Below are 16,423 nucleotides of genomic sequence, written 5' to 3' on the forward strand. Positions count from 1 at the left end.
ATGGCTGATCTCGTTACCGCGTTGAGTCCACGGGAGGCATCACCCGAAAGCCGCGCCGCCTGGCTACGCGAGGCAGGCGGCCTGAATGCGGCAATCGCCGCGGGCCTCGTCTCCGACGTTATCGAATTGCCTTTGGCCGAGGCGCTGGTGCTGGGCCTGATGAAGCAGGGCGTGACCAAATACCTGGCGATCTTCGGACACGGCAATACCGCGATCGCCGAGATTCTTCGCATCTACGAAGCGCACGGGCATGTGCGTTGCTGGCAGTTTCGCAACGAAGTGGAAATGGCCCATGCCGCCACGGCGCTCTCGTGGGTCTATGACGAAGTCCCCGCCGTGGTCACGTCGATCGGTCCCGGTGCGTTGCAGGCGCTTGCAGGATCGCTGGCTGCGGCGTCGAATGGCGTCGGGGTCTACCACCTCTACGGCGATCAGACGACGCACGGCGAGGGATACAACATGCAGCAGATTCCCCGGTCGGGACAGGGTTTATTCGGCTCTTTGACCGAACTGATGGGAGCGTCCTATACATTGCATACGCCCGCAGCGTTGCGCGATGCGCTGCGCAAGGGCAGTGCATCGGTGTTCCATCCGTGGCGCCCGTCGCCGTTCTATCTGAATCTGCCTTTGAACACGCAACTGGCACGCGTATCGCTACGACTCGACGCACTTCCGGCGCGACCGGCGTGGCCGGTACTGACGGTTCCGGACGCGGTAACGATTGGCGCTGCGGCGAGGCTCATTGCGAGAGCGGACCGAGTTGCCATCAAGGTGGGGGCGGGTGCGCGGTATGCGGCGACAGCAGTCAGGCTGCTGGCCGAAGCTGGCGGCGCGGCGGTGGTATTGAGCCCGGGAACGGTTGGCGTTTTGCCCGACGAGCATCCGCAGAACATGCACGTGGGCGGATCAAAAGGCTCGATCAGCGGCAACTGGGCGATGCAGGAAGCGGATCTGCTGATCGTGATCGGCAGTCGTGCGGTTTGTCAGTCGGATTGTTCGGGTATTGGATGGCCCAAGGTGCGTCATGTCGTGAATATCAATGCTGATCCGCTCGACGTGCAGCACTACAACGAAACCAAAGCGCTGCTCGGCGATGCTGCGACCATCTGCAAGCGGCTGGCGGCGGCGCTTGTGGGGCCCTTGCGTGCGGGGAAGTTGGCGTGGCTTGCCGAGGCGGCGCGCAAGAAAGCCGAGTGGATCACGTTGCGTCGCGCGCGTGCCGACGGTCCGCCACGATTCGATCCGGTCTGGCAGCACGGGGTGCTGACGCAGCCTCAGGTCATTGCAGTAACCGACCGCTTTTGCCGCGAAATAGGCGCACTGAAATTCTTTGATGCGGGTGATGTGCAGGCCAACGGTTTCCAGGTGATTGCCGATGATGTGCCCGGCGAAACGTATACAGAGTCCGGCGCTTCATATATGGGTTTCGCAGTGTCCGCGCTGCTTTCCGAAGCGCTGGCAACCAGCGGGCGATATGGAATCGCATTCACCGGGGACGGCTCGTTCATGATGAACCCGCAAATCCTGATCGACGGCGTCGAGCACGGTGTGCATGGCACCATCCTGCTGCTCGACAACCGCCGCATGGCGGCGATCAGCAGTTTGCAGGAGGCCCAGTTCCGCACCGACTACCGGACCTGTGATTCGGTGGATGTCGATTATGTCGCCATGGCACGCTCGGTTGCTGGCGTGAAGGCGCTATCGGCAGGCAATACGCAGGAGAGCCTTCGCGCTGCGCTGAAAGAAGCACGCGCCTGGCCCGGACTGAGCCTGATTCACGTCCAGGTCTATTACGGCCCGGACCCTGAGGGCGGCATGAGCACCTATGGTGAGTGGAACGTGGGTCCATGGTGCGACAGTGTGCAGAGCACTTATGTGAAGACACGTATCTGAGAGGAACCGGAAGGGCAGCAGTCTCGCGCCCCAATGCGTTCGTCATCGGCTGATTGCAGGGAGTGGAAAATGACCAAGCGTCCTCGCGGTCTGGACAATGGATTGACGAATTACGGCGATTTCGATTTCGCGCGTTATTTGCGCCGGTCGTTCGCCAAATCGATGGGCTAAGAGGTGGCCTCACTCGTTCGGACAGTCATCTGAGATTTTTAAGTGGAACGTCCGAGGCAATCATGCTGCCGATTTGATCGCAGGCAGCGTCGCGAAGTATGCCTCATCCGGGGTCTGATCCGCCAGGCTCGAATGGGGCCGTTTCCGGTTGTACAGCTCGACGTATTCGCCGATGGAGCGCCGGGCATGGCTGACCGACTCGTACGCTTTCAGGTAGACCTCTTCGTACTTGATGCTGCGCCACACCCGTTCGACGAACACGTTGTCGCGCCAGGCCCCTTTGCCGTCCATCGACAGCCGCACGCCCCGGCTCAGCACCGCCTCGGTGAACGCGCCCGCCGTGAACTGGCTACCCTGATCGGTGTTCACGATGTCGGGCAGTCCGTAGCGGGCGAACGCCTCTTCCAGCGCCTCGACGGCGTGCGTGGCTTCCAGCGTGATGGCGACCCGGTACGCGAGAATCTTGCGGCTCGCCCAGTCCACCACTGCCGTCAGGTACACGAAGCCGCGCGCCATCGGAATGTACGTCGTGTCGAGGGCGAACACCTGATTGGCACGCTCGATCTTCATGCCGCGCAGCAGGTACGGCCAGATCTTGTGCTGCGCGTTGCGGCGGCTCGTGTTCGGCTTGCAGTACAGCGCCTCGACGCCCATGCGCTTCATCAGCGTGCGTACGCGACGGCGACCCACCTCATGGCCTTCCCGGCGCAACAGGCGCGCCAGCATCCGCGCCCCTGCAAATGGGAACTCCATGTGCAGTTCGTCGATTCGCCGCATCAGCAACTGATCGACCTCGCTGACCGGCTGCGCCCGGTAATATGCGCTCGATCTCGCGATGCCAACCAGTCGCGTCTGTCGCGAAACCGGCAGCGCATGCGTACAGTCAATCATCGCTTTGCGCTCAGCAGTCCGGCTTTGCCGAGCGCTCCTGACAAAAAATCGTTCTCCAGCGTCAACTGCCCGATCTTCGCGTGCAGCGTTTTCACGTCCACCGGCGGATCGCTCGACGGTGCACCTGTCGCACCAAACACGTCTGCCGCACGCTCCTGCAACTGCCGCTTCCATTCCGTGATCTGGTTCGGATGTACATCAAACTGCTGTGCCAGTTCGGCCAGCGTGCGCTCACCTTTGACCGCTGCCAGTGCCACTTTCGCTTTGAACGCCGCTGAGTGCGTCCGTCGGGTTCTCTTCGTCATTTCCTCGGTTCCTTTGCCAGCATTATCGCTGGCTCAGGCCCCGGCCAAACCACTTATCCGACTGTCCGAATTTGCGCGGCCACCTCTCTATACGGGAGCTTCGCTCGACAAACCGATAGTGGGAATCTGCACTTCGGAAAGTGGTTTTAATAACTGCCACAGGCAGTTTCCGGAAATGATCAAGGCGGTCGAGCGCGGTGTGCTCGCGGCGGGCGCACTTCCGGTCGTGTTCCCGGTCATCTCGCTAGGCGAGGTATTTCTGTCGCCGACGTCGCTTGTTTATCGCAACCTGATGGCGATGACCGTCGAGGAAATGATCCGCGCCCAGCCGATGGATGCCGTCGTGATGCTCGGCGGATGCGACAAGACCGTGCCGGCCATGCTCATGGGCGCGATTTCCGCAGGGCGCCCAGCCGCCATGGTTGTTGCTGGCCCGATGCTCACCGGTCGCCATCGCGGCGAAAGGCTCGGCGCGTGTACGGATTGCCGCCGGTTCTGGGCGAATTTCCGCGCAGGCAAGGTTTCAGAAGAAGAAATACAGCAGGTGGAGGGACGGCTGGCTGTGACAGCCGGAACCTGCGCAGTGATGGGTACGGCATCGACGATGGCGCTGATCGCCGAGACGCTTGGCATGATGCTGCCGGGCTCGGCGGCAATTCCCGCCGTTCATGCGGACCGCTTGCGCAACTGCGAAGAAACGGGCGCGCTTGCTGCGCGTATGGCGATTGCCGGTGGGCCGAAGCCCGCCGATCTCGTGACGCCGGCCTCCGTTCGCAATGCTTTGCGCGTCTTGCTGACGGTGTCGGGTTCGACCAACGCCGTGATTCATCTTGCGGCGATTGCAGGCAGGGTCGGCGTCGAAATCGACTACGACGAATTTAATGCGCTATCAGACGAAACACCCGTGCTGGTGGATCTGAAGCCAGTGGGTAACGGCTACATGGAAGACTTCCACGCCGCCGGCGGGCTGGAGGGCGTTCTGCGGGAACTGAAGTCCAAAGTCGATCTGTCGTGTCGTGATATCACCGGACAGACTCTGGGTGAGCGCCTGAGCCGCCCGCTTGCCGATCCAGTGGACGCATCAGTAATCAGGATGGCCGAAAATCCGGTGAGCGCAGAGGGCGGCCTCATCATCCTGCGCGGTACGTTGGCGCCCGATGGCGCGGTGCTGAAGCGTGCTGCAGCAACGCCGGAACTTCTCGAACATGAGGGACGGGCTGTCGTATTCACCTCACTCGAGGATCTCGCGGCGCGGATCGACGATCCCGATCTGGACGTAACGGCCAACGACATTCTCGTGTTGCAGAACGCGGGTCCTCGCAGTCCGTCCGGCATGCCCGAAGCCGGATATCTGCCGATTCCGCAAAAACTGGCGCGAGCCGGTGTGAAAGACATGGTACGGATTTCCGACGCGCGAATGTCCGGGACGGCCTATGGGACCATCGTGCTTCACGTAACACCGGAGGCGACGGTCGGTGGTCCGCTGGCATTGGTGCGCAATGGCGACCGGATCCGTCTTTCGACACGGGACAAACGGATCGATCTGCTTGTCGATGACGCGGAACTGACACGTCGATCCGCAGCGTTCAAGCAACCAGGAGAGGCGCATGCACGCGGATACCAGCATCTCTATAACAAGCACGTGTTGTCCGCCGCCCACGGATGCGATTTTGATTTTCTCACTGGAACCGCACCGTGAGCTTGCGCTGAACAAACCACCGGACTGGCGCCAGGAAAGCGAGTTGAGTGTCGCGGCCACGATAGGCCGTGCAAGCTAACCGGGCAGTGTGCTCGTGGCCACTACGCGTGAACTGCCGCTACACGCTCGGCAAGCTTGGTGTCGTAGCTCGAATGGACGTGCACACGCTTTTTGTCGGGATATGCGTACGTATAGGCCTTGCGCAGCGCGAGCGACGCTTCATGAAATCCAGACAGAATCAGCTTCTGCTTGTTTGGATACGCAGCGATATCGCCGGCTGCAAAAATACCGGGGCGTGAACTTTCGTAGTAAGACGTATCGACGGAAATCCGCCCCGCAGGTCCGGCGATACCCCAGTTCGCAATCGGACCGAGCGCCGCGACCAGTCCGAATAGCACGAGCAACTGATCGGCGTCGATATGCACCGAACCGTCCATCTGGCGGACCTCAATTGAATCGAGCGGCCCTTCTGATGCGTGCAGCGCGGCAATCGTGCCGACCACAAAATCCATTTTCCCCGCGGCGACTGCCTGATTAAACCGGGCCACGCTTGAATCGGTCGCGCTGAACCCGTTGCGCCGATGGACGAGCGTGACGCGCCGTGCGATCGGTTGCAGCGCGAGCGCCCAGTCGAGCGCCGAGTCACCGCCGCCCGCGATCACGACGTTCTTGCCGGAAAAGATTTCGGCGTCGGAAACGCTGTAATGGACGTATCGGCCTTCGAGCGGCGCCGCCTCATCAAGTGTGAGCCGCTGCGGCACAAATGCGCCATTGCCCGCTGCGATCAGAATCGCGGCGGCATTGAATGTGACACCCTTGTCGGTGCGTGCGAGCCAGCGGCCACCCTCCCGCTGTTCCAGTGTCTCGATACGCTGACCTAGATGGATGGCCGGCTCAAACGGCCGACACTGTTCCATGAGACGATCGACAAGATCGCGCGCTGTGCACGATGGAATAGCCGGAATATCGTAGATTGGCTTGTCGGGGTACAGCTCGATGCACTGCCCGCCGGGCCTCTCGATACCATCGACTATTTGACACGAGAGTCCGATCACGCCTGCCTCGAACGCCGCGAACAGGCCTACTGGACCGGCGCCTACGATCAGCACATCGGTGCGTATATCGGACACGCTGGAGTTGGTTGTCGTGGATACCATATGGATTCCTCATGGACGTCACGCGGGGCGCACCAGAGCCCCACGACTTCACCATACAGTTCCAATGCCACACCCGCAACGAAACTATTACAGCCGGCGCGGGATACTCCGGGGAATGAGGAAAATGCAGTAGCGTGGCGGCACTTGCCACCTGCGTGCCGAAATATGAGTGGCTCCCCGATGTCGATTAGGTAAACGAAACTGGCTCGCCACCGCGACAAATCGCAATGACGAGCCAGCAGGGGCAACCACCGGATCACGACGGAAAAGGCGCTCCGCCGACAACCCTCGGCTTTCTAGCCGGAAAGCTTACTGTGCAGCGTTGCCTTGCTGCGACGTGCCGCTGGTCACACCACCCACTGCAGCGTTTTGCGCGGCAACACGGGCTTCGGCGGCCTGAATGTTCGACGGGTATTCATTCGGGTTCGAACGCGCCGGGTTGTAGCCAGCCTTTTCGATCTGAACCAGTTGTTCACGGACTTGCGCGCGGGTCAGCGGCTGGTTCGATTGGGCGAACACAGCAACAGGGGCAGCAAGGGTGGCGGCGATAACGACAGCTTGAACGAGCGATTTCATGACTATTACCTCCAGGTTTGTTTTGTTGGCTGCGAAGGGGTATGTCTGCAGCGCTGACGACAGTGTAGGAGGGCGAGATACTAGGGTAAATACCTAAATTCCGAATTCACTGTTTTCGCTGAGTAAACAATAACGTTGGAACCCGGTCGGGGTCTCGGCCGCACGGAGACAGTCTGCGTGCAGCGCTCGCCACCGGGCGGCGCCCTTCCGGCGCGGCCAAAGGCTCAACTTCAGCCCGATCAGACAGATGCGCAGGCATCGAATGGGGAAGTCAAACGACGACACAGCCGTGTCGTTTTCACGCCAGTTGCGCGAGATGACCGTGTGGATGGCAGGGCGGGGCCGTCTAAAGTTCAGATGAATTGACGTGCTTATCCGCGACATTCAACGGACGCCGCTTGAAGGCGCTGGGAAGCCGGAACAGATAAAGGCAGTTATGTCTGCGGATTTCGGTGAATGCGATCAATCAGACCGGCAACGCGATAACCAGGCTCGACACTCGCGAACGCCGAACTGGCGATTCAACCGGACCGGGTGAACGTCCACATAGCCGTGAATGTCCGTCAACGCACGTCCGGCAGACAGGCGGGATAGTAGGCTATGAGCAGTGTTCTACACCCTACGGATGTGCACCATGTCTGTGCCTGGCGATAGTACTGCGTTGCTTGATATATCCCGCGAACTGCCTTCAGACGACAAAATTCTTCAGGTTTGCAAGCACGAATTCAAAAGTAATTTGAATCGGCGCCCGTTCAAATTTCATTCATACAACGCATCAGCGAGGCTTGATCGAGATCCCTGGAATCACCTGCTGGGAGATAGGGAATGAGCACAATCGATTCTGCCGCGAGACGGCAGCATTTGCGTCGACGAGTACTGCGCATTGCGCGTGAGTTCTCGGAACTCCCCGTCATAAGGCTCTTGAGTGCGCAGTTCTACCGACGCTATTTTCGCAAGCCCTCTCGTGGTGGAAACTTGTATTTTGGCGTCTACGGTACATATCAAGAAGCGCTGAATGAGGCGCAACGCATCTCTTCGGAGCGGTTGCCGTCTACCTACGACGTCGAAGCGGTGACCACCAAATATCTGGATCAGTTGGACTCGCTGCCAACGTGCTACTACCCATCACTTTTCTGGATCAATCGGATCCTGAGCGAAGGTGGGCGCAGGGTCTTTGATCTCGGTGGCCACCTGGGTCTCGCCTACTACGGATATCAGCGTTACATCTCATTTCCAGCCGACCTGGTTTGGTGCGTGCATGATCTGCCTCACGTGGTGGCAGCAGGCAGGTGCATGGCCTCTGAACGCGACAAATTGGGAGCACTGCAATTTTGCGAAACGCCGCACGAAGCTAACGGCTTCGATGTTCTCATTTGTTCCGGCGCGCTTCAGTATCTTGGATACAGCCTGCCGTCGCTTATTGGAGGGCTTTCGCACCCACCGCGTCACGTTTTGTTTAACCTCATACCCCTGCACCCCGAAAAGGCGTTCTTCACCTTGCAGAATCTGGGGGTCGCCGTATGCCCCTACCGCGTGGAATCGATCGAACGCCTGGTCGCCGACATGAAAACCCACGGCTATCGGGTGCGAGATCACTGGGACCTTGATCGCCGCATGCGCATACCCTTTAAGGACGAGTACGAAGTCGAGAGTTACTACGGGTATTACTTTGAACGTGTCGTACCCGAGGTCTAGTCCACTGAACCAGAAGAATCGCACCGGATGCGGCACGCCGGATCGACGTATTTCCATTTCAGCGGGTCATCCGCAAACGGCACAACCTGACGTGCACCTATCCCACGGAAGCCAGTGGTGGCAGGTATGCCGCTGCGCGCAGTGTTCAGGGCGCGCCCCGTGACGGCTGGCAGCGTTCGTAAACGAAACTGGCTCGCCATCGCGACAAACCGCGATGGCGAGCCAGCAGGGGAAACCGTCAAAACGCCGGGAGCGAAGCCCCCGGGCGAATTTCAGCCGGACAGCTTACTTGACAGCGTGGCCTTCCTCAGACGAACCGCTCGTCACACCGCCCACGGCGGCGTTTTGCGCGGCAACACGGGCTTCGGCAGCCTGGATGTTCGCCGGGTAGTCGTTGGGGTTCGAATGCGACGGGTTGTAACCGGCCTTTTCGATCTGAACCAGCTCTTCACGGACTTGCGCGCGGGTCAGCGGCTGGGCCGATTGGGCGAAAACAGCGACCGGAGCAGCAAGGGTGGCAGCGATAACGACAGCTTGAACGAGCGATTTCATGACTATTACCTCCAGATTTGTTTTGTCGGCTGAGAACTTGTGTGTCTGCAGCACTGACGACAGTGTAGGAGGGCGGAATACTAGGGTAAATACCTAATTTGTGAATTCACTGTTGCCACTGATTTAACAATGGCAACTAGATCTGGCTAAAAGTCGCGAATTTTTGCAGCGATAGGTAACAGCGAGAGCGGAGAAGCGAATAGTCCGGTTGACGGGGTTCGCACAACCGGCAACGGTCCGCCGCGCGGGGTCATGCCGCCGGAGCCGGGGCAGGTCAGGGAACTCAGCCTGGCGCGAGAAGCGCCCAGGCAGCGCGGCGGAACGGTTTGCCGATCCGGGCCGCGCCACCCGTGTCACAACATCAAAGCGCGCCCTTCAGGCAGTCCTCGGCACGCCATCCGTACAGCCATTCGAGCGAATCGTAGAACTGTTCGCGCGTGCGGCCGACCCAGAGTTGGTTGCGTACGAGGCGTTCGACACCCTTCGCGTGATACACGCGGCCCATTTCGCGCGCGCTCCAGAGCACGCGTGCCGTGCGCGGGATGCGCACTTTTTCGTAGAGCCTGAAGGCCTCGACGAAATCGCCATCGGTTGCGCCGATGGCGGCCCCAAGCGTGACCGCGTCCTCAAGCGCTTGGCACGCACCCTGCGCGAGGTACTGCGTCATCGGGTGGGCTGCGTCGCCGAGAATCGTTGCGCGGCCATAACTCCACTGTTCGACCGGATCGCGGTCGGCGGTGGCCCAGCGGCGCCACGAGGTCGGGCGATCGAGCATCTGGTGCGGCAGCGGATGGATTCCTTCGAAGTACGACAGCACTTCCTCCTTGCTGCCGTCGGTGACGCCCCAGACTTCCTTCTGGCGGCTGTGGAACGTGACGACCAGGTTGTATTGCTTGCCGCCGCGCAGCGGGTAGTGCACCAGATGGCAACGCGGACCGGCCCAGACCACCGGCGAATTGATCTGCAGATCCTTGGGCATGTTCTCGACGTCGACCACCGCGCGATACACCACGTGGCCGGTCACAGTCGGCTCGTCGCCGACCAGCGTGGCGCGCACCGCGGACTTCACGCCATCGGCGCCGATCACGGCGTCGGCGTCGTAGCGGTTGCCGTGTTGATCGATCACGGTGACGCCACGTTCGGTCTGTTCGATCCGCTGGACGTGCGTGCTGGTGCGGAACTGGATCAGGGGATTGCCCTGCACGGCCTCGAAGACCGACAAGTGAATGTCGGCGCGATGGATCACGCCATACGGGTTTGCGAAGCGCTCACGGTAGGCGTCGCCGGTTTCGACGCGCGCGATTTCCCGGGCATCGACTGCGTCCATCAGCGTCAGCGAATCGGTGAAGACGGCGCGGTTGCGCGCGGCCTCGCCGGCGCCGAGCGCATCGAGCGCGTTGAAGGCGTTGGCGCCGAGCTGTATACCGGCGCCGATCTCGCCGATCTGGTCGGCCTGTTCGAGCAGCAGTACCTCGACGTTCTGGCGGGCGATGGCGAGCGCCGCGGCCAGGCCGCCGATGCCGCCACCCACCACAATCACGCGGCGGCGGGCCATGGAAGTCTGGGTCATGTCTGTCTCCTTGGTATTACGCATTACTGATTATCTGGGGAGCCCACGGGCGAGGGGGCTCAATTCAGGCGCTAAAGTCCGGCTGGTTCTTCGGTTCGGCCTTGACGAACGCCGGGTGCTCGACGGCGTGGCGATACACCGCCATCACACGCGGATACACGTTGACGTCGCAGCCCATACGCTGTGCGTTGGCGATTTGCGGCACGAGGCACAGGTCGGCCAGCGTCGGCGCGGCGCCGAAGCACCACGGGCCGCCTTCGCGTACCGCGGCTTGCTCGAGCAGGCGTTCGGCAGCGCCGAGACCCTCCGAAATCCAGTGCTTGTACCAGGCGTCCTTCTGCTCGGGCGTGACCTTGAGCACGTCGGTCAGATACTTGAGCACACGCAGGTTGTTGACCGGATGGATGTCGCACGCGATCAGGTTCGCGAATTCGAGCACGCGCGCACGCAACGCAGGCTCGGACGGAATCAGCCGCGTTTCGGGATGCGTGACATCGAGCCAGTCGATGATCGCGAGCGACTGGCCCAGATGGAAATCGCCGTCAACGATCGCAGGCACGCTGGCCGAGGGATTGATGCCGCCGACGTAATCGGCGTCACGATGCTCGCCGACACGAATGTTCACGCCGTGATACACCGTGTCGAGTCCCTTGAGTGCGAGCGCGATGCGCACGCGGTACGAGGTCGAGCTGTTGAAGAAGCTGTAGAGATCCACGTCGGTTGTCCGGTTCGTGCTGAAAGGGTGCGTCGCTCAGACGACCTTGACGGTCAGTTCGCCGAGACGCTCGACGCCAACCTTCATGGTGTCGCCGCGCTTGACCGCACCGACGCCTTCGGGCGTGCCGGTATAGATCAGGTCGCCCGGTTCGAGCTTGAAGAAGCGCGACAGATACGACACGGTTTCCGCAACCGACCAGATCAGGTGCGTGACGTCGCTCTTCTGGCGGGTTTCGCCGTTCACGTTCAACCAGATGCCTGCTTGCTCGAAATGACCGACTTGCGCGACCGGATGGATCGGGCCGATCGGCGCGGACTGGTCGAACGCCTTGCCAATTTCCCACGGACGGCCCATTTCGCGCATCTTCATCTGCAGGTCGCGGCGCGTCATGTCGAGACCGACCGCGTAGCCCCAGACGTACTCGAGTGCCTGTTCGAGCGGCATGTTCGCGCCGCTCTTGCCGATCACGGCAACCAGTTCGGCTTCGTAGTGATAGTTTTCCGTCTCGGCCGGGTAGGCGAGTTCGAGCGTCTGGTCATAGGCGACCGGCACGACCGCGTTGTCCGGCTTGCAGAAGAAGAACGGCGGCTCGCGGTCCGGATCGAAGCCCATTTCGCGTGCGTGGGCGGCGTAGTTGCGACCGACGCAGTACACGCGGCGCACCGCGATCGAGTCGCTGGAACCTGCGACCGGCACGGCGACCGGAGCTTCGGGCTGGAAGACGAATGCCATGGATAACTCTCTTTCTTTCAAATTGATTCGGATGACTTATTGACTGGTGCTGTGTCGCGCGTTTTCACGCGCGTCGCAAGCTCAGATGCGCTCTTCGCGCAGCAAGCCGAGTGCAGCGAGCACGGGGCGATTCGAGTAACTGAACAGGACGGCATCCTCGTCGGACTCGAAACGGACCGGCTGCCACGACGGCGCGACAAACACGTCGCGCGGCGCGAACCGGAAGGTCGAGTCGCCGATCTGCACGGTGCCGTGACCTTCGACGACGCTGAAAACGGTCGACTCACTCGTGCGGTACGCCTTGCCGCGGAATGCTTTCGGCAGCAGTTGCATGAAGGTCGCCATAGTCGGCATCGGATAGCCACCCGTGGCCGGGTTCACGTAACGCAGCTTGTGGCCGTCCCAGGCGTCGGCCTCGCTAGTGCGCGAGAGCACGTCAAGTGCCTCGCGGCTGCGTGCATACGGATAGTTGAAGATCGGCGAACTGCCGTCCTTCACTTCGTGGCGCACCGGCAGCATGTTGTGGCCATAGCGCGCGAAACTGTCGCCCTCCGGGCGGCTGATTGGCTGCGTGTCGGCCGTGAAATTCTCGGCGAAACCCGCATCGAGTTGCTGGATCAGCGGGATGTCGAGGCCGTCCAGCCAGACCACGGGCTCGCCGCCGGCCTCGATGGTCGGGTTGCCGTGGTCGTGCCACTGCCACGACGGCGTGATGATGAAGTCGCCCGGATGCATGGTGGTGCGTTCGCCCTTGACCGCGGTCCACGCGCCCTTGCCCTCGACGATGAAGCGCAGCGCCGACTGCGTGTGCCGGTGGCTCGGCGCGATTTCGCCTGGAAGGATCAACTGCAGGCCGGCGTAGAGGTTCGACGTGATGCTCGCCTTGCCCGGCAGCCCTGGGTTCTCCAGGATCAGGACACGGCGGATGGCCTCGGCGGCAGTGATCACACGGCCGGATTCCATCACCAGCTCGCGCAGTTCGGCGTATTTCCAGTGCGCGGGCACGATCTGCGGGCGTGGCTCTTTCGGCACCAGTGCGTGCAGCGATTCCCAGAGCGGCGCCAGATTGCGTTTCGCGATTTCGCCGTAATAAGCCTGGCGTTCGGCCGACGGGGCAGTCGTCATGCGTGTCTCCTCTGTCGACTGGAGTTAGCGTGTCGACCAGAGTTCGTGCCTTGGCACTCGCTCGGGCCCCTTACGCCGACTCCGGTTCCATGAAAGATGGTTGCTGTATTTCCGGCGTGTCGCAGACGCCGGGGCGCTGCGCGTTTCGGGTTCAACTTGTTGATGGAGCGTATTTATAAGGCAGCCGAGCTATATTTGTATAATCGCGAATTCATCTCATCCATATAATTCTGGATATACCTCGCCAGGGACGCGTGACATGGACTGGACTGACCGCCTGAGACTCAGGCACCTGCAGATGCTGTTGTCGATGGCGCAGACGGGCAATCTGAGCCAGTCGGCGGAGGCTTTGCACACGACGCAGCCCGCGTTGTCGAAGTGGCTCAAGGATCTCGAAGAGGACATTGCGCTGCCGCTGTTCGAGCGCCATGCACGCGGGCTTCGGCCGACCGCGCACGGCGAAGCACTGCTTGAGCACGCGCGACGCATCATTGGTCACCTCGACAGCGCGCGCGACGACATGGACGCGTTGCGCGAGGGCGGCAGCGGACTGATTTCGATCGGCACCTCCGGGGTCTCGGCCGCAGACACGGTGCCGCTCGCCGTCGCGCGTCTCGTGCGGCAGATGCCGCGTGCGCAGGTGCGGCTGGTCGAAGGCACGATGGACCGTCTTATCCCGCAGCTCCAGCACGGCGAGATCGACATCGTGGTGGGGCGCGCGGCGAACCGGCAGATGACCGCGCAACTTCGCGCCGAGATCCTCTATCACGATCCGGTCAATTTCGTATCGGGGCTCGATCACCCGCTCGCGGCGCGCGACAAGGTCGGCTGGGACGATCTGTTCCAGTATCAATGGATCGTCTGGCCCGAGGGCACACCCGTGCGTAACGCGCTCGAAACCGCACTGATTACGGCGGGGCGCGCGATGCCACGCCATTGCGTCGAATCGAACTCGTCGCTTCTCAACATCACGCTGCTCAATCATTCGATGTTGCTCGGCGTGGCTTCGCAACGCGCCGCGCGGCGTTTCGAGCGCTCGAACCTGCTGCGCGTGCTGCCGATGCCGTTCGGGGGCGCCGGAGCCGTGTCGATGTACTGGCGAGCCGACGCCGTGAGCAGGAATGCGGTGACGCTGGCGCTCGATTGTCTACGTGCCTGCGCGGAACCGTGAGCCACTGAGCGTCGGCTTCAGAGCATGGTCCCGCGCACCCGTAGGCGAGATGGCGACCTGCCGCCGCCCGAAATGCGCATTGCTCTCACGCATCCGCTTACATGGATCTGGCGCTAATACCTTGCAGTCATATTGATAGCGCGAAAGATCGTTTCGCTTTGCATTAGGCCCTACCTATACTTCGCCCCACCGGCGTGGACCTTAACCATAAATCAGCTCGCCATTGCGATGACATGGAGCGTCGGGACTCCTTAACTCTGCACGCTAGCCTATGACCACCCATCAAACCCTGCCGGCCGACGCGTCGCCGGCTGAAGCCCCGTCGCAGCGCACCGAGCGCGGCGGGCTCTTTTCCAATGAAGACTGGTGGGCCGTGTGGATCGGCCTTGCTGTAATCGTTGTCGCGTGGGGCCTGTTCAGTAGCGGTCACAGCATCAAATGGCTCGCGGTGGCGCCCGCGAAATGGTCGTCGCTCGCGCAGACCGGCGCCGACTTCTCGCATCATTGGCCGAACTATGTCGCGCTATTCGTCGTGCTTGCGGGGCTGTTCAGCATCAGCATCGTCGCGCTGCGCCAGAAGATCGCCCATTTCTTGCCCGCGTTCTTCATCCTGTTCGTCGCGTCCGGTGTGATTTTCACGCTCGGCGCGTGGACCGGCGCGGCAAAGTACAACCTCGAACCTCCGCTCGTCGCGCTCGCGGTCGGGCTCGTGATTTCCAACGTGTTCCGCCTGCCCGAGTGGTTCGCGGCAGGACTGCGCGTCGAGTTCTATGTGAAGGTTGGGATCGTGCTGCTCGGCGCGACGCTGCCGTTCACGCTGATCGCGTGGGCCGGGCCCGTTGCAGTTGCTCAGGCGGGCATCGTGTCGCTCGTGACGTTCTCCGTGATCTTTTTCACGGCGCGGGCATTCCGGCTCGACCCGCGCTTTGCCGCGGTGCTCGGCGTTGGCGGAGCGGTGTGCGGCGTGTCGGCTGCAATCGCGGTGGCCGGTGCGGTGCGCGCGAAGCGCGAGCAGGTGTCCGTCGCCATCACGCTCGTCGTGGTGTGGGCCATCGTGACGCTCTTTGTGCTGCCGTTTGCGGCTCGCTCGTTCGGGCTGTCGACGGGGGTTGCGGGCGCGTGGATCGGCACGTCGGAGTTCGCCGACGCTGCCGGCATCGCCGCCGCGCAGGCCTATGGCGATATTGCGAAACAGACCGCTGGCGCGATCGCCGGTGCGCCCGATGCATCGGTGCAGGCGTTCACGCTGATGAAAGTGGTGGGCCGCGACATCTGGATCGGCATCTGGGCGTTCGTGCTCGCGCTGATCGCAACGACGCGCTGGGATCGCACGAGCGATGGCGTAAAGTCGAAGGCTGACGCACGCGAAATCTGGGCACGCTTTCCGAAGTTCGTGATTGGCTTTCTGATCGCTTCGGCGTTGGTCACGTGGATCGCCAGCCATTATTCGCTCACCGACTACCGCAAGATCGTTACGCCCGAGTTCGTCGCGCCGATTACCGCGCTGCGCGTTTGGGCGTTCACGCTGTGCTTCTTGAGCATCGGGCTGACGACGCGGCTGCGCTCGCTTTCCTCGACCGGCGTAAGACCGTTTCTTGCGTTCACGGTGGGAGTGGCCGTGAACATCGTGATCGGCTACGCGCTCTCGGCGCACGTGTTCGCGTCTTACTGGAATAGCCTCGGGCAGGGATCGTGATGCCTGGCACCAGCTTGCTGACACGGCTGCGGACGCTGGCGGCAGCGCCCGTGCCCCAGCCGTGCGACGGAGCGGCATGCGCACGCTGTCGCCATCGCGACAATGAGCGCGGCACGCTCGAGCGGCGGATTCCGGGGCTCGTCGTGTTCAGTTCGGGTTACGGCGCGAGCGCGGCTGAGAGTCGGTTGTGCCGGCTGCATGACCGGCTGACCGCACCCGGCGATAGTTGTGCGGAGTTTTCACCGCACAACTGAGCCGCGAGCGGTGTCCGGCGTGGCGGCAAGCGGAGCGCGAAAGCGGTTCGGTCACGCTGGGCATGAGCCAAACGTCGTTTGAGGCGTTTCCGGGCGTAGCTCAACCTGGATCGCTTGTGTTCTCGTCTGCCGGGACATATTCAAACGAGCGGAGTCGCATTCCCGAACTCGCTTCTTTAGGCGATTTTCTCAACCCGACTTTGCTGGCAAATTGAACG

14 protein-coding genes are annotated in these 16,423 nt (G+C 61.8%); 5 read left to right on the top strand and 9 right to left on the bottom strand.

Features of this window, described 5'->3' with window-relative positions; all coding sequences use genetic code 11:
* Entirely contained in the window at positions 1-1,893 is a 1,893-nt protein-coding gene (locus L0U80_RS26925; RefSeq protein ID WP_233873250.1) for a thiamine pyrophosphate-dependent enzyme, read from the top strand.
* 231 nt (positions 1,894-2,124) lie between these two features.
* Here L0U80_RS26925 and L0U80_RS26930 read toward each other — a convergent pair whose 3' ends face one another.
* Together L0U80_RS26930 and L0U80_RS31980 are read right to left on the bottom strand one after the other, a co-directional pair.
* Complete coding sequence (locus L0U80_RS26930; RefSeq protein WP_505880162.1) at positions 2,125-2,955, bottom strand: IS3 family transposase; 831 nt, start codon at positions 2,953-2,955, stop codon at positions 2,125-2,127.
* Complete coding sequence (locus L0U80_RS31980) at positions 2,952-3,260, bottom strand: transposase (protein ID WP_505880160.1); 309 nt, start codon at positions 3,258-3,260, stop codon at positions 2,952-2,954. The genes L0U80_RS26930 and L0U80_RS31980 overlap by 4 nt, the downstream gene beginning before the upstream one ends.
* Here L0U80_RS31980 and L0U80_RS26935 point away from each other — a divergent pair.
* Positions 3,181-4,959: a dihydroxy-acid dehydratase gene (locus L0U80_RS26935; protein ID WP_505880161.1), complete on the top strand. Its 1,779-nt coding sequence runs from the start codon at positions 3,181-3,183 to the stop codon at positions 4,957-4,959. The genes L0U80_RS31980 and L0U80_RS26935 overlap by 80 nt on opposite strands.
* A 101-nt stretch (positions 4,960-5,060) precedes the next feature.
* On the opposite strand, the gene L0U80_RS26940 is transcribed toward L0U80_RS26935, so the two are convergent.
* Both L0U80_RS26940 and L0U80_RS26945 read right to left on the bottom strand, forming a co-directional pair.
* Positions 5,061-6,116, bottom strand: a complete 1,056-nt coding sequence (locus L0U80_RS26940) for an NAD(P)/FAD-dependent oxidoreductase (RefSeq protein ID WP_233873253.1) — start codon at positions 6,114-6,116, stop codon at positions 5,061-5,063.
* Between the two features lie 309 nt (positions 6,117-6,425).
* On the bottom strand, positions 6,426-6,692 hold the full coding sequence (locus L0U80_RS26945; protein WP_233873256.1) for a DUF4148 domain-containing protein: 267 nt from the start codon (positions 6,690-6,692) through the stop codon (positions 6,426-6,428).
* Between the two features lie 825 nt (positions 6,693-7,517).
* Between L0U80_RS26945 and L0U80_RS26950 the strand changes: the two genes are divergently transcribed.
* On the top strand, positions 7,518-8,387 hold the full coding sequence (locus L0U80_RS26950; RefSeq protein ID WP_233873259.1) for a TIGR04325 family methyltransferase: 870 nt from the start codon (positions 7,518-7,520) through the stop codon (positions 8,385-8,387).
* 285 nt (positions 8,388-8,672) lie between these two features.
* Here the strand turns inward: L0U80_RS26950 and L0U80_RS26955 are convergent, their stop codons facing one another.
* The 5 genes from L0U80_RS26955 to gtdA form a co-directional block, all read right to left on the bottom strand.
* Positions 8,673-8,939, bottom strand: a complete 267-nt coding sequence (locus L0U80_RS26955) for a DUF4148 domain-containing protein (RefSeq protein WP_233873262.1) — start codon at positions 8,937-8,939, stop codon at positions 8,673-8,675.
* A 361-nt stretch (positions 8,940-9,300) separates the two neighbouring features.
* The gene (locus L0U80_RS26960) at positions 9,301-10,509 is read right to left on the bottom strand and encodes a 3-hydroxybenzoate 6-monooxygenase (RefSeq protein ID WP_233873265.1); all 1,209 of its coding nucleotides are present in this window, start codon (positions 10,507-10,509) and stop codon (positions 9,301-9,303) included.
* 64 nt (positions 10,510-10,573) lie between these two features.
* Entirely contained in the window at positions 10,574-11,224 is a 651-nt protein-coding gene (gene maiA / locus L0U80_RS26965; protein ID WP_233873268.1) for a maleylacetoacetate isomerase, read from the bottom strand.
* A 36-nt stretch (positions 11,225-11,260) separates the two neighbouring features.
* Positions 11,261-11,959 carry a fumarylacetoacetate hydrolase family protein gene (locus tag L0U80_RS26970; RefSeq protein ID WP_233873271.1) on the bottom strand — a complete coding sequence of 233 codons (699 nt, stop codon included), beginning with the start codon at positions 11,957-11,959 and terminating at the stop codon, positions 11,261-11,263.
* Between the two features lie 81 nt (positions 11,960-12,040).
* On the bottom strand, positions 12,041-13,084 hold the full coding sequence (gtdA, locus tag L0U80_RS26975) for a gentisate 1,2-dioxygenase (protein WP_233873274.1): 1,044 nt from the start codon (positions 13,082-13,084) through the stop codon (positions 12,041-12,043).
* A gap of 259 nt (positions 13,085-13,343) precedes the next feature.
* On the opposite strand from gtdA, the gene L0U80_RS26980 reads away from it, so the two are divergent.
* Both L0U80_RS26980 and L0U80_RS26985 read left to right on the top strand, forming a co-directional pair.
* A complete protein-coding gene (locus L0U80_RS26980) occupies positions 13,344-14,255 on the top strand; it encodes a LysR substrate-binding domain-containing protein (protein WP_233873277.1) in 912 nt (303 codons plus the stop codon).
* 271 nt (positions 14,256-14,526) lie between these two features.
* Complete coding sequence (locus L0U80_RS26985; RefSeq protein ID WP_233873280.1) at positions 14,527-15,951, top strand: YeiH family protein; 1,425 nt, start codon at positions 14,527-14,529, stop codon at positions 15,949-15,951.
* Positions 15,952-16,423: the final 472 nt, after the last annotated feature.

The organism is Paraburkholderia adhaesiva (assembly GCF_021390575.1).
Taxonomy (GTDB): domain Bacteria; phylum Pseudomonadota; class Gammaproteobacteria; order Burkholderiales; family Burkholderiaceae; genus Paraburkholderia; species Paraburkholderia adhaesiva.

Bases quoted from the DNA above. Each gene is read 5' to 3' on its own strand.
- gtdA (WP_233873274.1), bottom strand. From the start codon at position 13,084: ATGACGACTGCCCCGTCGGCCGAACGCCAGGCTTATTACGGCGAAATC.
- L0U80_RS26930 (WP_505880162.1), bottom strand. From the start codon at position 2,955: ATGATTGACTGTACGCATGCGCTGCCGGTTTCGCGACAGACGCGACTG.
- L0U80_RS26985 (WP_233873280.1), top strand. From the start codon at position 14,527: ATGACCACCCATCAAACCCTGCCGGCCGACGCGTCGCCGGCTGAAGCC.
- L0U80_RS26980 (WP_233873277.1), top strand. From the start codon at position 13,344: ATGGACTGGACTGACCGCCTGAGACTCAGGCACCTGCAGATGCTGTTG.
- L0U80_RS26950 (WP_233873259.1), top strand. From the start codon at position 7,518: ATGAGCACAATCGATTCTGCCGCGAGACGGCAGCATTTGCGTCGACGA.
- L0U80_RS31980 (WP_505880160.1), bottom strand. From the start codon at position 3,260: ATGACGAAGAGAACCCGACGGACGCACTCAGCGGCGTTCAAAGCGAAA.
- L0U80_RS26940 (WP_233873253.1), bottom strand. From the start codon at position 6,116: ATGGTATCCACGACAACCAACTCCAGCGTGTCCGATATACGCACCGAT.
- L0U80_RS26945 (WP_233873256.1), bottom strand. From the start codon at position 6,692: ATGAAATCGCTCGTTCAAGCTGTCGTTATCGCCGCCACCCTTGCTGCC.
- L0U80_RS26925 (WP_233873250.1), top strand. From the start codon at position 1: ATGGCTGATCTCGTTACCGCGTTGAGTCCACGGGAGGCATCACCCGAA.
- L0U80_RS26960 (WP_233873265.1), bottom strand. From the start codon at position 10,509: ATGACCCAGACTTCCATGGCCCGCCGCCGCGTGATTGTGGTGGGTGGC.
- L0U80_RS26955 (WP_233873262.1), bottom strand. From the start codon at position 8,939: ATGAAATCGCTCGTTCAAGCTGTCGTTATCGCTGCCACCCTTGCTGCT.
- L0U80_RS26970 (WP_233873271.1), bottom strand. From the start codon at position 11,959: ATGGCATTCGTCTTCCAGCCCGAAGCTCCGGTCGCCGTGCCGGTCGCA.